The sequence below is a fragment of the Candidatus Nitrospira salsa genome (assembly GCF_965152625.1).
On record NZ_CBCUCO010000002.1, the window covers coordinates 1,513,825 to 1,528,633 of the forward strand.

Sequence of the window (14,809 nt, forward strand, 5' to 3'; positions counted from 1 at the left end):
CTGTCGTTGAATGTACCCTTAGACGGGTTGATAGGAATGAAAAATGGGAAATTGAGCACACATGGCTTTCACTTCTTTTTTCACACGCCGCTGCGTCTTGGCATCGTGAACGTGTTGAAGCACTTGATCCATCAGATCAACCATCGCTTTCATTTCGGCCTCGCCCATACCGCGCGTCGAGACCACGGGAGTACCAATTCGTATCCCGCTCGCGACAGCAGGCGGCTTTTCATCATATGGAATAGCATTTTTATTGACGACGATTCCTGCCGAATCCAGCCCTGCTTCAGCATCTTTTCCTGAGACGCCTTTCGGCGTGAGGTTGAGCAGAAACAAGTGATTGTCAGTGCCTCCGGATACGACACGATAGCCTCGCTCAAGAAACCCTTCAGCGAGCGTCTTCGCATTGGCCACAACCTGCCGTTGATAGGCGGTAAAAGCTGGAGACAGCGCCTCCTGAAATGCTACAGCCTTGGCAGCCACGACATGCATCAGTGGGCCACCTTGTAATCCCGGAAAAATGATTTTATCGACCGCCTTGGCATGTTCAGCTTTACACATAATCATGCCTGATCGAGGACCACGCAACGTCTTGTGAGTCGTTGTAGTGACAAAATCTGCATACGGCACCGGATTAGGGTGCAGACCAGCAGCAATTAAGCCGGCAATATGCGCAATATCAACGAGCAGATAGGCTCCAACAGCTTGGGCGATTTCTCGAAAACGAGAAAAGTCTAAGACACGCGAATAGGCGCTGGCTCCCACGACGAGCATTCGAGGCTGACATTCTTCTGCAATTCGTTGAACCTCATCATAATCAATACGTTCGGTTTCACGATTGACGCCATAGGAATACGATTGAAACAGCTTTCCAGAAAAATTCACTTTATGCCCATGAGTCAAATGTCCGCCATGCGCCAAGTCCATGCCTAAGATCACATCACCAGGCTTTAAGACTGACAGGTATGCAGCCATGTTTGCAGATGAGCCAGAATGAGGCTGCACGTTGACATGTTCACAACCAAACAGCTTCTTCGCACGTTCAATGGCTAACTGTTCAACCGTATCGACATGCTCACAGCCACCATAATAGCGTCGACCAGGGTAGCCTTCGGCATATTTATTCGTCATCAAGCAGCCTTGAGCGCCGAGAACAGCTGGACTGGCGTAATTTTCTGAGGCAATCAGCACCAGCTTTTCACGCTGACGTTTTTCTTCAGCTCGAATGGCCGAATAGACATCAGGGTCCGTCTCCTGAATCGCTTTCAATGTACCCACGGGATGACGCATGAATCTTTACTCCCCTTCAGACGTTTCTTCGAGTGAAACAGCTTCGCTTGTCTCACTCGAGGCCTGCGCTTCAACCGATGACTCCTCATCGCCTTTCTTGACGACGGTCACGGAAAACTCCGGCGCGAGATCACGATGCAATTTAACGGGAATTGAAAATGTTCCAAGTTCCTTAATGGGCTGAGCGAGTTGAATTTTACGCCGATCAATCTCAATACCTTCTTTAACAAGTTGCTCAGCAATGTCTTTTGACGTGACCGATCCAAACAATTTATCGTCTTTTCCTGTTTGAACCTCAAACGATAATGCGACCTTGGAAATTTTCTGCCCTAATTCCTCAAGGCCTTGAAGCTCTTTTTTCGTTTGATGGGAAGCTTCCCGCTTCAAATGTTCAAAGGTTTTGAGATTTCGAGGGTTGGCTAGAACAGCCTTACTTCGAGGGATGAGAAAATTTCTGGCATATCCGTCTGCAACCGTGAGAAGGTCACCGACATAGCCAAGACCGTCAACATTTTCCTTGAGAATCACTTTCATGCACCTAACTCCTTCCACTGTTGTCTGGCACAAGCGCTGTATGACCAATCAATCATTGAATTCACCTGTCGTCTTTATTCGAACTTTTTCACGAGGGACCTCACATTAAGGTCATACGCCATTTGCTCTTCCGATCATCGGCGACGAAGACCCACCGATCATGCACACCTTAACCATTTGGAGAATCAAATTACGTGGGGGAACCGTTCTTAAAGAAGATTGATCATAAAGTCGGGTCCAGAAAAAGTCAATTTCCCTCGAAAATACCGGACCTTACTTCATGAAACGTTTATGCCTAGACACTTGAGAAATAGCTACTCTACAATGGGCAAGAAAAGACAATATATATGTTTATGAAACGTTTGTTTGTCGAAGGGTTTGGCATGTATATGCCATTTCAAACAGCACACCCTCTCATGTTGTTAGTGAGAAAAGGACTCAACCCTCGATTCTACTTGAGTTCTTTCATCCCCTCTCTCTTCATTCTGTTGACTATACCGACCTTAGCCTATGGGTTTGATGTCTTACGCCCCATCGATACCAAGGGACTAACCACATTAAATGTTCGACTCAGCAGTAAAGCCATTCATCCCCCACGAGAATTCGTCGTCACGACTCACAATTTGCCCGATATCACAATCGCCAAGCCGATGGTGGGGCCACCGTCCAAATCAGCAATTTTAGAAAACGATCAACGTCATCGTATGGTCGTCCTGACTTCGGAAGAAAGCGGCAATATCACAGTCTACGTATTAGACAATATCGACTTAGCGCCATATCTGCAGACTCTACGAGCACTGACTGCCAATCGCGGATGTGCTCACGATCGCATGACCATCACGGGAGGCCTCGGCTGTGTCGCCATCTCCTTAAAAGAAATCATTGAAGCGGAGATTCTCCCATAGGCCCAGCATGAAACTTCAAGCACTTCTCAGCCATTACGCCAATCAATTACAGGAAGAGCGAGACCTGGCCATGACCCTTGGCCTTGATGCTCCCATCGAGATCTTAAAGGCCAGACATCTTCAGACCATCGGAAGTTTGCATCTGTATGCTATCGAATGTGCAAATGAGCAGAATCTTCTGCAGGACATCCCATTTACCATATTACCGTCGAATGACTGTGAGCCGACTGAAGGTATCGTACTGGGTCGGCTCAATGGTGAGATGATTATCCAAACCGTCGATGCTTTCGGGGACACCATACATCACGGCATGTTAATTCCTGATACCTCAGGCTACCTGGAAACCGCATGTACACGGCTCAACGACATGGCTGGCAAACCCGAATCATTCACCTTGGGACCAGCTGAACGACTCGTTCCCTGGCTTGACCCTGACGAGACGACATATGATGCCAACGCAAGAACGCATGGTGCAACTTCGGTTTTGACGACAATATGGAATGATGATGAAGCGGCTCGTCAAGCCAGCTTGAGCACGCTTCTCGTCGAGCAAGCCAAACTGAACAAACGTATCTTATTGATCAGTCCGGATCACGAATCACTTGACCGTCTGGCCGGAACCATGGCCAAAAAGCTTCAAAATGCCGCCTTGCCCTATAAAAGCCTTCTCACTCGGTATGAAATTCCAATCCTGCAAACCATGCATGGACTGGCACTTCAAGAAATCGGGTTTGAGGCTCATATGCATCAGTTTTATGCCAAGGCGAATTCCCACAAAGTGGCCCTCAGGAAAAAATATGACCGGTTTCGAGAACTGACGCCCATTTTGTCATATAAACGGGACAAACAAAAAGATTTGAATGAGGTCAAACTCCTCGAGTGGCGTCTCTTAACTTCACTCAGCGAATGGCAGGGAAAGATCAAATCCCTTGATAAAACGGTCGCAGACTATGAAGCCATTCCCATCTGGAAACGCCTGGCTATGCAAGCAGCGGGTAAAAACATTGAAACACTTAAAGAGTACCGCATCATCTATGTCGAAAAAACGCAAGAACTGATGCGAGAAATAGAAATTGCCCAGCAACGCATTCGAGAATTGATTCCCGAAGCTGCCATCCCCAAAGATATGCGTCCGGAATATGATGAATTGAAAGAGGACATAAGTAAGCTTGGAGGAACAAAAAAAATTCGAGAGATGCTGGCCGCCGGAGAGGGAACCAATCGCCAAGCCTTTATCCAAAATAAGCGCATTGTGGCCACTACAGCTAGCCGTGTCTTAACCGATCCCCTGTTCAAACGCGTCCGTTTCGATGTGGCCATGATCGACAATGCCCCTCGAATTCCAGCTCCATGTTTACTGGGGGCATCCGGACTGATTCGAGAACGTATTATTCTGAGTGGTAACAGCCATGAGTTACAAGCTTGGACCAACAAAGAGACGGCTCATGCGTTAGGTATGTGGCCGCAAGACCTGTTCGGTCTCTCCTCCAGGGATCAGGTACAAGGAACTCAGGTTGGATAGCTTATTGCTCACAGTTCATTCAATAAAACGAGAAATCTCAAGAACCTTTTTTGATCTTGACCCGTTTCCCGTAAAAGACGATAATCATTTCTCATGTGCCGAAGTGGCGGAACGGCAGACGCACCAGATTCAGGGTCTGGCGCCCTCCGGGGTGTGCGGGTTCAAATCCCGCCTTCGGCACCAAACTTTTCCCCGGTGATATCAGAAGCATCTTCGTGTTCTACTCCGTCCTAATCTAAATCAATAAGTCCCAGTGCTGGTTCACCACCGATGATGTTACTCAGATGCTGGACCTTTAAGTTCAATCGTGTTCCCTTCAGGATCTTGAATGTAAATTGAAGGTCCATTCCCTTCAGCCCCATATCGAGTCTCAAGTTTGCTACCCACCACACTGTGTTGGGTGAGATGCTCTCGAATGGCCTCTTCATCAAACAATTCGAGTCTGACACAGAAGTGATCCATGTTTCGGCCCTCTTTCTCAGGTGCTGCCCCGCCCTTTCGCCCAATCTCGCTATCGACCGCGACAATATCAATCAATGCCTCACCCGCACGTAGTTGCACAATACCAATTTCTGGAGACAATTGCCTTTCAACTGCGCATCCTAAAACATTACAGTAAAACGTCACCAATGTTTCTGCATCTCGGGCACGTATGACGACGTGGTCCAACCTCCGGATCTGAATCATGCGTTGTCTCCTTTATGCCTAGCAAAGGCAATATTATCTAGACGATAGGTAAACTTCAAATACAGCCCGGCAAACAATAACCGACATCCCAAACTTCTTTCTGAGCATTCCGGAACTGGTTATTTCTATCAGACAAAAAACCCTATATAATTAAAAATATCATACAATTTTCTGTGTAAACTTGAGTCTATCGTTAGAGAGGCTGCGCTCTTCCAGTATGGAAAACTTGCTTGAAAACGACCACAGCAAGCCCGGGTCTCAAAACCCCAAACGTATCTATCTCATTGACGATGACCCAGCTGCGCGGTTCCTCCTTCGACTCTTTCTTGAACACCAAGGCCATCAATGCTTTGAAGCAGAACAGGGATCTCCAGCTCTGACATTCCTCAAAGAAGGACATCTTGTCGATCTGATCCTCACCGACAATCAAATGCCGCATATGAGCGGGCTAGAATTTTTAGAAAAATTACCAGAAACCTTGTCGTCTCCGCCTCCCGTCATCATCTACACCGGCCAATTCAGTGAAGACTTAAAACATCAAGCCCTTCAACTTGGAGCCTATGCGGTGCTCAGCAAACCCTATACATTCCCTGAAATCTTAGAGACGATTAATCAGGCATTAGCCTCATCATAATCCCCACTCATCACGATCGTCATCATAACCAGGACGCACTTCTCACCTGAACAAGTTCCGCCTCACCATGCTGAGCTCTTGACAATTAAGGGCAGGTTGGGACAATGACCCCATTCATATGATATCGCTTTTCTTACTGGCTTCATATATACGGTTCATTGAAACATGTTTTGGATCAAAACAGTGGAAGTGAAGCTTGAGAATGAGATGAAGAAAATTGTCTTAGAACGGCCTTCGCTCTTTGGGCCTCGACGTCGGGTTAAATTTATTGAAACCACACTTCCTGCAATGATTCGCTCAGCAGACACCAACGTCATTAGTGTCACGCATCGACGCAGAGGATGGCGCTTTCGACTTAAATATCCCCTACAAACGACTTACTATAAAAGAAACCCAATAGGGAAGTGGATTCAAATTGGGAAAGTCTATCCCTAAGCAGGGAGTTTGTCTTAGGGTCTAGACTCTTGTATATTTTGACTGCACGTGACGAATAATGGATGGGAACACAAGAAACCATAATATTGAGTTGTGCCAGGCATAGATCTGCCATTCGTCCTTTCAGTTTCGTCAAGCACCAATACGCAGATCAGACACCACAAGACTCCAAATACCTTGAGTAAATACATCACCTACTTCACGAAGTGCTCATGGATCGGCCTGATTCTATTGCTCCTACTTTCAGGGTGCACCACACGATCATTATCTCCGAAGGAAACTCAGCAACTGACAACCAAAACCTACCCGGCACTTTCACCTGAAACCATCATTCCGGCAGTATCTGATTTATTTTTTTTAGTTGATGACCAAGCCTATCAACAAACACAAACTCAGGATCGTCTGATTGCCACAAGAAATCATGGTCTCAACATCGGACTCACCTTCGTAGAAGCCCAAGATACCTGGACAGTCGAAACCCAGAAAACGCGTCAAGGCACAACAGTATCATTAAACGTAACGAGTCAAGAAACATGGATTACGGGAACAACTGAAGTCGAACGACCAGAGGGACCAGCCACGTACACACAATTTTGGAATCGTTTAGATTTTTTACTTGGACAATCGACCAACTGGATGACATGCAACAACCTCACAAATGAATATCTGGAAGACCGAACCTGGGGCGATACCTGGTGGCTATGCAGTGGGGTCAAAGACCGAACTCCCCCTGAACTCATTGAAGGCACGTGGAAAACGAGCGAAGGATTTTCGCTCTCATCCGAAGACAATAAACACTGCGCACAGGAAGTGCGCGAGGAAAAATACGGAATAGCTCAGACTCCACGCCAACGAGAAGTTTATCGAACGCTTTGCCTTGAAAACCTTGGTTACGAAAACACCAACGACCCTTCTGACCAACCTTCCTCAGAAACACCGTTCCCAGATGAACCCTTTCCTGATGAACCATTTGATGATCGGTTAAATCCCAATCTACCAGGTAGACCAATGCCTCATTTACAACAGGACCAGGAACAATGGCCCTCGACTTCTCATCCTCAATACCCCACAGACTAATCCCGCACTCGCCATAAAATCGTTTCGATTTCTACATGAACTATGTTATGGTAAAAATATCTTATTGATTTTCTTCTTTTATGATAATCGCTTCGGAGAGTTCCCTGCCCATTTCATCTACCACGCACTTATCTCCAATGAATTCTTATGACTCCAACAACCCAGACCTGTAGTTTTGGATCATACCATTACTAACTTTCGGGCATTCCTTCATACGTGTAACATTGAATGAACCTCAGGCAAGAGGTAGCGTATGGTGAGATCCGCGTCAAACGTCAAGGAGTGAACACTGCCATGAATGGTTCCGGCACTCTCGTGTACACATCAAGATTCACTGGCACCATCTGGATCGGCATCATCCTGATATTAGGCCTGCTTTTGACCGGATGTTCGAGATCAGCTTGGATGAAACCGGATGGCCGTGAAGTTTCCCCATATGAACAATTGACTTGCGCCGAAGAAGTCAGAGAAATGCCTGGAAACCATGCACTCAACCACGACGAATTACAACCAAAGATTGAATCCTGCATGGAAGGAAAGGGCTATCACCGGCGCCCCTGGTGGCTGCTCAACGATTTGCACTGGGATATTTAATTTCCCTCGAAAATTCAACGCAAACGTGAGGCCTTCTATCGGCTAGATCCGTCCCTCCTTTTCTCACGCCTCACATCTTTTCCCTCCTCAGACTAAGACCTGTCGCTTCCAAAGAGCAGACTCTGATATGGTCAGGGATTGTTCAGAAATCACCACTATTCAACATCATTCGCCAAAGGCATGCCTACAGTCGTTATACATCTATAAAAGGGGGAGATCATTATGTTCGCAACTCATCCTTCGCGCAATTCCATTATCAGATGGATTTTTATAGGCCTGATTTTTTTACCAAGCCTCGCGTATTCCGAAGTCATTCAGGGATTTAGAGATCTCAAATTTGGCATGACAGAACAGGATGTCCAGGCATTAGAGCACTGCACAACTTCATCAGAATGCCTGTACGAACTGGCTGGAAAAAACCGTTACTTACAGCCGGGTTATTCATTACAAACCACCAACGCGCATGCACCCCAAAAGCTCTCAAAAATTTCCATTGACATGGGAAGATTTACGAATGAGTTGTATGAAGAACTCCAAATTCGCTTACAGGATCAATACCAAGTCACCTATGATTTACAAAACAGTGAGATCGAATCCTTTCAAAACGAACAATCCTCTAAGCTCACCTCCGCCTTCGAAAATGGCCAAGTCCTCCTACAGGTAAGCAGACGAAAATTTGGAGTCGTCCTCCTCAGCGTCATTTACCAAAATACAGACTTGGCGGATAAATTCCTCAAAAACCATCCCACATCGCCAAAACCATAATGGCCGTAGGCATCTGTCTTATTCACGCACGTAACATAGGGGGGTTGATACTTTCTGGCACTGACGTCCCGAGCTCTGTTCACGAAACATAAGACAAGATATGACATCCGGCAGTCTTGAAGTTTTATGAGTCACCTGATCGTAAGGCTGAGCCTTTTATCATTGAAGTGTCTTCCCGAAGCTTGAGCTTCCATCTTTTCCAAATCAGAAAAAGTGCTGGAATAACAAGTAATGTCAAAATCGTGGAGGAGACCATTCCCCCGATCATCGGGGCCGCGATGCGCTTCATCACATCAGCCCCAGTTCCCTGAGACCACATAATCGGGAGCAAACCCAACATGATAGCTGAGGCCGTCATCATTTTCGGACGGACCCGTAATACGGCCCCTTCGAGGATCGCTTCCCGAAGATCCTGAAGAGTGTGGAGCTGGTTTTTCTGTTGGCGGCGGGCACAAGCTTCATCCAGAAAGATGATCATAATGATTCCTGTTTCCACCGCGACTCCAGCCAATGCAATCATCCCGATCCACACGGCAATACTGAGATCATAATTCAAAAAATGCACATACCAGATTGCTCCCACCAGTGAGAAGGGAATAGTCAGCAAAACGAGAAGGCAGTGTGGGATCGAACAAAAATTGACGTAGAGTAGGAAAAATATCAAAAAGAGAGTAAGCGGGACCACAATTTTGAGTTGTTCCTGTGCCCGTTCCAGATAGGCGTATTGCCCCGCCCATTGAAGCGAGTAACCGGGAGGCAGTTTCACCTCCTGCTGAACCAGTTCCTTGGCCTTCTGGACATAGGTGCCGAGGTCCTGGCCAGCAACATCGACAAACACGATGCTGGCCAAAGAACCATTTTCATCCCGCACAGATGGCGGTCCCATGGAGGTGGAAATGCGGGACAATTGGGCCAGAGGAATATGTTCACCGTTTGGCGCGGACACGAGGATGCGTTTAAGCGCGTCCACATCCTGTCGCAGATCACGCGGATATCGCACATTGATGGGATAGCGTTCCCTGCCTTCGACTGTCCAGGCAATGTTCTTCCCTCCGATTGCGGATTCGATCACATCCTGCACATCTCCAACAGTAAGACCATAACGAGATGCCGCCACCCGGTCGACGTCGATATCCAGGTAATATCCTCCCGTGACTCGTTCGGCATATGCACTGCGAGTGCCCTTCAATGGTTGAAGCAGGCTTTCGATTTGCATGCCGATGTTTTCCAGTTCATCTAATTGCGGCCCTAGAATGCGAATGCCTAGACTGGTTCGAATGCCGGTTGCGAGCATCTCCGTCCTCGTTTGAATCGGCATCCACCAGATATTCGGCATACCTGGGAATTTCACTTTTTGATCCATTTCGGCAATGAGCTTGTCCCACGTCATGCCGGACCGCCAGTCATCCTCAGGTTTCAGGGTAACGATGGTCTCAGCCATGTTTAATGGAGCCGGATCAGTCGCCGTGCGGGCCCGGCCCATTTTCCCCATGACCTGGTCCACTTCAGGGAATTCTTTCAACAGCCGATCCTGGGTTTGAAGAATTTTGGAGGCTTGCTGAATGGACATTCCTGGAATGCTGGTCGGCATAAACAGTATCGTCCCTTCATTGAGCGGGGGCATGAATTCTGAGCCTATTCGGTTGTAGAGAGGAATGACGGCAATCATCGCGATCACGGCTAAGACAACCACCAACCATCGGACGCGCAACACCCCTTTCAATACCGGGGTATACGCCCATACAAGAACCCGGTTGAGAGGATTCTGCCGTTCCGGCTTAATCCGTCCACGAATGAACCATCGCATGAATAAGGGGGCCAAGCCGATGGACACGAAGGCGGCAAAAAACATCGCGAACGATTTCGTGTAGGCCAGCGGCTTGAACAACCGTCCTTCCTGTGCTTCCAGTGTAAAAATAGGGAGAAAGGAGACGGTGATAATCAACAAAGAAAAAAAGAGCGGCCTCCCAACCTCCCGAGCAGCTTGAATAATGACGTCATCCCGCGAACCGGAACGGCCGTGTTGCTCCCATTCCTCTAATCGACGGTGAGCATTTTCCACCATCACGATGACGGCATCCACCATGGCACCGATCGCGATCGCAATCCCTGCAAGAGACATGACGTTTGACGTGACGCCCATGTAATACATGGCAATAAAGGATAAGAGAATCGCCACGGGCAGCATCAGGATGGGAACCAGCGCTGAGCGCAGATGAAACAAGAACACAAGGCTGATCACGCTCACGACGAGGGTGATTTCGAGCAATTTTTCTTCCAGGGTGGCGATCGCGCGAAGGATCAGACTGGATCGATCATACACGGGAACGATCCGAATGCCCTCAGGAATAGAGGAACCGATTTCCTTCAGTTTTTCTTTGACGCGTTGAATGACTTCCAGAGCATTTTCGCCATAACGCATGACCACGATGCCCCCGACCGTTTCTCCTTGTCCATTTAATTCCAGAAGGCCTCGCCTGAGATCAGGACCGAGAGTGACCGTTGCCACTTCGTGAACCGTTATGGGTGTGCCCTTGCCGTCCGTCCCAAGGGAAACATTTCGAAGGTCGTCAAGCGATTGGACATACCCCCGACCACGTACCATATACTCGCGTTCATTTGCCTCAATTACTCGGCCGCCCACTTCATTATTGCTGCGGCGGATCGCCCGAATGACCTCCGGCAGACCGATACCGTATCCTTGCAATTTCACGGGATCGACTTGAACTTGATACTGCTTGACAAACCCTCCTATGGACGCCACTTCTGCCACTCCCGGCACACTTTGCAGCCAATAGCGAAGATACCAATCCTGGAATGATCGCAGATCGGCTAAACTGTGGGTATCGCTGTCATCCACGAGAGCATACTGAAAGACCCAGCCCACTCCCGTAGCATCGGGGCCAAGAGCAGGTGAAACGTCCTCCGGGAGTTTTCCTGCAAGTCCCTGCATATATTCCACAACCCGGCTTCTGGCCCAATACATGTCGGTGCCGTCTTGAAACACAATGTAGACAAACGACAACCCCAGAAAGGATTGTCCACGAACATATTTGATGCGTGGGGCGCCCAACATCGATGTGACAATGGGATAGGTGATCTGGTCTTCAACCAGGTCGGGGCTGCGGCCCGGCCACTCCGTCAAGACGATCACTTGCACATCGGAAAGATCAGGCAGGGCATCCAGGGGCGTGTGATAGACCGCCCAGATTCCCCACCCCATCAGAAACAGGGTGACGATCCCCACCATGAATCCATTACGAGCGCTCCAGTCAATAATCCGTTCAATCATGGTAAATGACTCACATGCCCGACATGCCGGACATCTTTCCTCCTACTATCACAGAAAAGGGTTCCTTGATCTCGGGTTGCCCCGAACGTTGAACCTCGATCGTGAGATCCCATTGTCCGGCCATTCCAAGATTCACCTTCGCCTTATACATTCCTGGCTCTCCACCTGCCATGGGAACAGTGGCGGGAATCATCCCTGGCATTGGCATGGTATAGGTTAATTGGACTTTGGCGTCGGAGACCGGTTTGTTATTGTTGTCGGTTATTGTGACGTGAACTCGGTTATCTCCCATGCGTGCTGGTGTTGGATCCGTGGAAAAGACCAGCGTGAGTCCGCCGGCTGTCTTTTTCTTTGTGGCAGTTGTCTCCATTTGTGACCTATTCTTACCCTGCCCCATTTCACCCCTTTTCATGCCGCCCATGTCCATCTGCCCCATTTGGGCCTGCTCCATTTTGACCCCGCCCATACCTAGTGACCCCATCATATTCGTACTCGCCGCGAGCGTGCTTTCCGAATCGAGCAGAAATGTGCCGGATGTCACAATCCGCTCATCTTTTTGAAGGCCTTCAACCACTTCATAATATGCTCCGACTTTCGGTCCCAGCGTCACCTCGCGTGGCTCAAACATGCCTTCTCCTCGAGCCACAAACACCACTTTCCTCGTTCCGGAGTCCAGGACGGCTTCCTCCGACACAGCGAGGGCGTTTCCACGAGTCACCTGAATGCGGACCGTCCCATACATCTCAGGTTTCAGTCGCAGATTGGGATTCTGAAACACGAGACGAACCTTTACGGTGCGAGCTTGCTGGTTCAGATAGGGATAGATGTATGTAATCTTTCCATGAAAGGTTTCTCCGGGATGGGCATCGAGGATCAGCGTTCCCGATTGGCCTACTTCAATAAACGGCACCTCATATTCAAAAACGTCCGCCAGCACCCATATGGTCGATAGATCGGCAATGGAGTACACGGTCAGTTCAGGTTTGACATACATGCCCTTAAACACTTTCTTGTCCACAATGAATCCCGTTGCCGGGGAGTAAATGGTGATATAGGTTTGGGGTGTGCCACGGCGAGCCAATTCCTCAATTTGCTTATCGGTAATCATCCACAACCGGAGCCGGTCGCGAGCAGCCTCTACTAATTGATCCCCCTGTTCTCGAGCTTCCAACAGTGGGCTGTGTTGAATGTCTTCTTTCGCGCGTAATGCCAGGAGATATTCCTCTTGAGTGGACACGAGTTCCTGACTATACAGCGTAAATAATGGTTGACCTTTCCTAACGAATTGTCCCGTATAATCCACAAAAAGATCCTCCACCCATCCCGCCATCCGGAGATTGACATGAGTAATGCGCTGCTCGTCATACTCCACTCGCCCAACCGCTCGGACAACAGTCTGGAGCGCCTGCCTGTCAACCACGGCTGTTTTCACGCCAATCAGCTGTTGGCGTGCCGGTTTCACTATGGCATAGGCTTGGTTCGTTCCCATTTCTGGGGAAGAAGGCCTGTTCATGTTTCCCTTGTTACCACTGGAGCGTACTGTTTGATCGTCTTGTTCTGTAAATTTGGCGATCAATGGTTGGATGGTATTCCACATGGTTTCTTGAAACACAAAGATGACAATGACCAAAGCCCCGATGACGGTCCCCACTATCAGCCAGTGGCGTTGTCGTGAAGTGATGTTTCGCATCTTCTACCTCTCGCTAAAGATCTTTACCCACCACCTGCTCGAGTTGCGCCATTTGTTGTTCCCGATTTGCGAGTGCCCGAAAATATTCAAGTTGATAGCTCAGCAATGCTCGCTCGGCATCGATTAAGTCGAAAAAATCCGATCGATCTGTTCGGTAGCCGGCATAGGCAGCCTGAAGCGCTTGCTTTGCTTGTGGCAACACCGTGGTGGAGAAAAGCGTGATAACTTGCTGCGTCGCCTGAATTTGCGCCACTAAATCCTTAATCTGAAATTGCGTGAGGTTCTCAAGGGTTTTTTTTCTGGCCCGGGCTGCGGCCACCTGTGCGGTCGCCTCACGAACCCCCGCGTCGTACTTGGATTTGGTCCAGAAGGAAAATGGAATATTGAGCATGACATTTCCTCCGAATCCATTATCGGCCTGGAAATTTTGCCAGCGTTGCAGTTCGACTCGAAGGTGGGGATAGTACCGTAACTTCGCCAATTGGGTGGCCGATTGAAATTGATCCACGGCTAAATCAGCTTCTTGAATTTCCGGACGCACCAGAAGGGCTTCCTCCATGAGGGTTTCAAGAGAATACGTTAAGGGCTGAATATCGGGAGTGCGTGGAATGCCGAGAACAGCCAGAGGAGCTCGATCGAGGAGGGTATTCACATGAGCCTGGGCTGTCTCTCGACGTTGTTCTAAGATTGGCAAATGTTGAAAGAGTTTCGAGAGTTCCACTTGAGCTCTCAGAACGTCTACTTGGGAACCTTTGCCGACTTTAAATTTGGCATTGGCAATTTTGAAAAATTCCCTCAACAACTTGACTTGTGCATGGTGGACGGCCACCGCCTTATGGGTATAAAACAACTCATAGTAAGCCATCGTAACGGATGAAGTGATTTCCAGAACTTTAGCGGCCAATCGTTGTTCTGATTGTGCCGCCTCATGAATGGCTACGTCTTCTTGTAGAGACAACAGGCCTGGTACCGGAAAACGCTGGGCTAATCCGTAAATGGTGGTATCCGTTTTGGTGATATTCAACGATTCTGGAGTATTCCATAACTGAATTTTCACTTCTGGATCATCCAACACCCTCGTTTGGGGAACGCGTTCCTTCATGGCCAAGACCTGCTGCCGAACTGCAGCCACCTCGGGATTGTTCTGAAGAGCCTCCTGAATCAGTGGTTGTAATTCCACAATCGTGGTTTGTCGTTCAGGCATGTCTGCCCTAGCCACATCAAGCGATCCTACCCAGAGGATGTTAAGGACAACCAAGGCCCCACATAATCTTGATATTGGTTTCATATGATTCTCCAAACCGAACCGAGTCTCCTTCCCTTTACGGAATCTACGAGGGAGGGAAACTCAGGTTCGTCAATCTGTTCTGACAACAGAAAGATT

The 14,809-nt window shown here is 48.5% G+C and carries 13 protein-coding genes and 1 tRNA gene; 8 read left to right on the forward strand and 6 right to left on the reverse strand.

Going from position 1 to position 14,809, the window contains the following annotated elements; genetic code table 11:
• Positions 1–18: 18 nt before the first annotated feature.
• Both ACWQXP_RS08775 and rplI read right to left on the reverse strand, forming a co-directional pair.
• On the reverse strand, positions 19–1,290 hold the full coding sequence (locus tag ACWQXP_RS08775) for a serine hydroxymethyltransferase (RefSeq protein ID WP_454062444.1): 1,272 nt from the start codon (positions 1,288–1,290) through the stop codon (positions 19–21).
• Between the two features lie 6 nt (positions 1,291–1,296).
• The gene (gene rplI / locus ACWQXP_RS08780; protein ID WP_454062445.1) at positions 1,297–1,824 is read right to left on the reverse strand and encodes a 50S ribosomal protein L9; all 528 of its coding nucleotides are present in this window, start codon (positions 1,822–1,824) and stop codon (positions 1,297–1,299) included.
• Positions 1,825–2,171: 347 nt separating this feature from the next.
• On the opposite strand from rplI, the gene ACWQXP_RS08785 reads away from it, so the two are divergent.
• The 3 genes from ACWQXP_RS08785 (at position 2,172) to ACWQXP_RS08795 (ending at position 4,434) form a co-directional block, all read left to right on the forward strand.
• Entirely contained in the window at positions 2,172–2,729 is a 558-nt protein-coding gene (locus tag ACWQXP_RS08785; RefSeq protein ID WP_454062446.1) for a hypothetical protein, read from the forward strand.
• A 7-nt stretch (positions 2,730–2,736) separates the two neighbouring features.
• A complete protein-coding gene (locus tag ACWQXP_RS08790) occupies positions 2,737–4,251 on the forward strand; it encodes a hypothetical protein (RefSeq protein ID WP_454062447.1) in 1,515 nt (504 codons plus the stop codon).
• Between the two features lie 97 nt (positions 4,252–4,348).
• Positions 4,349–4,434 (forward strand) — tRNA-Leu (locus tag ACWQXP_RS08795).
• A 93-nt stretch (positions 4,435–4,527) separates the two neighbouring features.
• On the opposite strand, the gene ACWQXP_RS08800 is transcribed toward ACWQXP_RS08795, so the two are convergent.
• Positions 4,528–4,938, reverse strand: coding sequence for a VOC family protein (locus ACWQXP_RS08800; RefSeq protein ID WP_454062448.1), 411 nt, complete (start codon positions 4,936–4,938; stop codon positions 4,528–4,530).
• Between the two features lie 217 nt (positions 4,939–5,155).
• Here ACWQXP_RS08800 and ACWQXP_RS08805 point away from each other — a divergent pair, with 217 nt between their 5' ends.
• From ACWQXP_RS08805 to ACWQXP_RS08825, 5 genes are all read left to right on the forward strand, one after another.
• Positions 5,156–5,572, forward strand: coding sequence for a response regulator (locus ACWQXP_RS08805; RefSeq protein ID WP_454062449.1), 417 nt, complete (start codon positions 5,156–5,158; stop codon positions 5,570–5,572).
• Positions 5,573–5,737: 165 nt separating this feature from the next.
• Positions 5,738–6,007: a hypothetical protein gene (locus tag ACWQXP_RS08810; protein ID WP_454062450.1), complete on the forward strand. Its 270-nt coding sequence runs from the start codon at positions 5,738–5,740 to the stop codon at positions 6,005–6,007.
• A gap of 231 nt (positions 6,008–6,238) precedes the next feature.
• Positions 6,239–7,084 carry a hypothetical protein gene (locus ACWQXP_RS08815; protein WP_454062451.1) on the forward strand — a complete coding sequence of 282 codons (846 nt, stop codon included), beginning with the start codon at positions 6,239–6,241 and terminating at the stop codon, positions 7,082–7,084.
• 294 nt (positions 7,085–7,378) lie between these two features.
• Entirely contained in the window at positions 7,379–7,678 is a 300-nt protein-coding gene (locus tag ACWQXP_RS08820; protein ID WP_454062452.1) for a hypothetical protein, read from the forward strand.
• Between the two features lie 222 nt (positions 7,679–7,900).
• Entirely contained in the window at positions 7,901–8,443 is a 543-nt protein-coding gene (locus tag ACWQXP_RS08825) for a hypothetical protein (protein ID WP_454062453.1), read from the forward strand.
• A gap of 124 nt (positions 8,444–8,567) precedes the next feature.
• On the opposite strand, the gene ACWQXP_RS08830 is transcribed toward ACWQXP_RS08825, so the two are convergent.
• Genes ACWQXP_RS08830 through ACWQXP_RS08840 form a run of 3 tightly spaced genes read right to left on the reverse strand, consistent with a single transcriptional unit; the run spans position 8,568 to position 14,713 of the window.
• Complete coding sequence (locus ACWQXP_RS08830; protein WP_454062454.1) at positions 8,568–11,735, reverse strand: efflux RND transporter permease subunit; 3,168 nt, start codon at positions 11,733–11,735, stop codon at positions 8,568–8,570.
• Between the two features lie 10 nt (positions 11,736–11,745).
• On the reverse strand, positions 11,746–13,425 hold the full coding sequence (locus ACWQXP_RS08835) for a FixH family protein (RefSeq protein ID WP_454062455.1): 1,680 nt from the start codon (positions 13,423–13,425) through the stop codon (positions 11,746–11,748).
• A gap of 13 nt (positions 13,426–13,438) precedes the next feature.
• Positions 13,439–14,713: a TolC family protein gene (locus ACWQXP_RS08840; protein ID WP_454062456.1), complete on the reverse strand. Its 1,275-nt coding sequence runs from the start codon at positions 14,711–14,713 to the stop codon at positions 13,439–13,441.
• Positions 14,714–14,809: the final 96 nt, after the last annotated feature.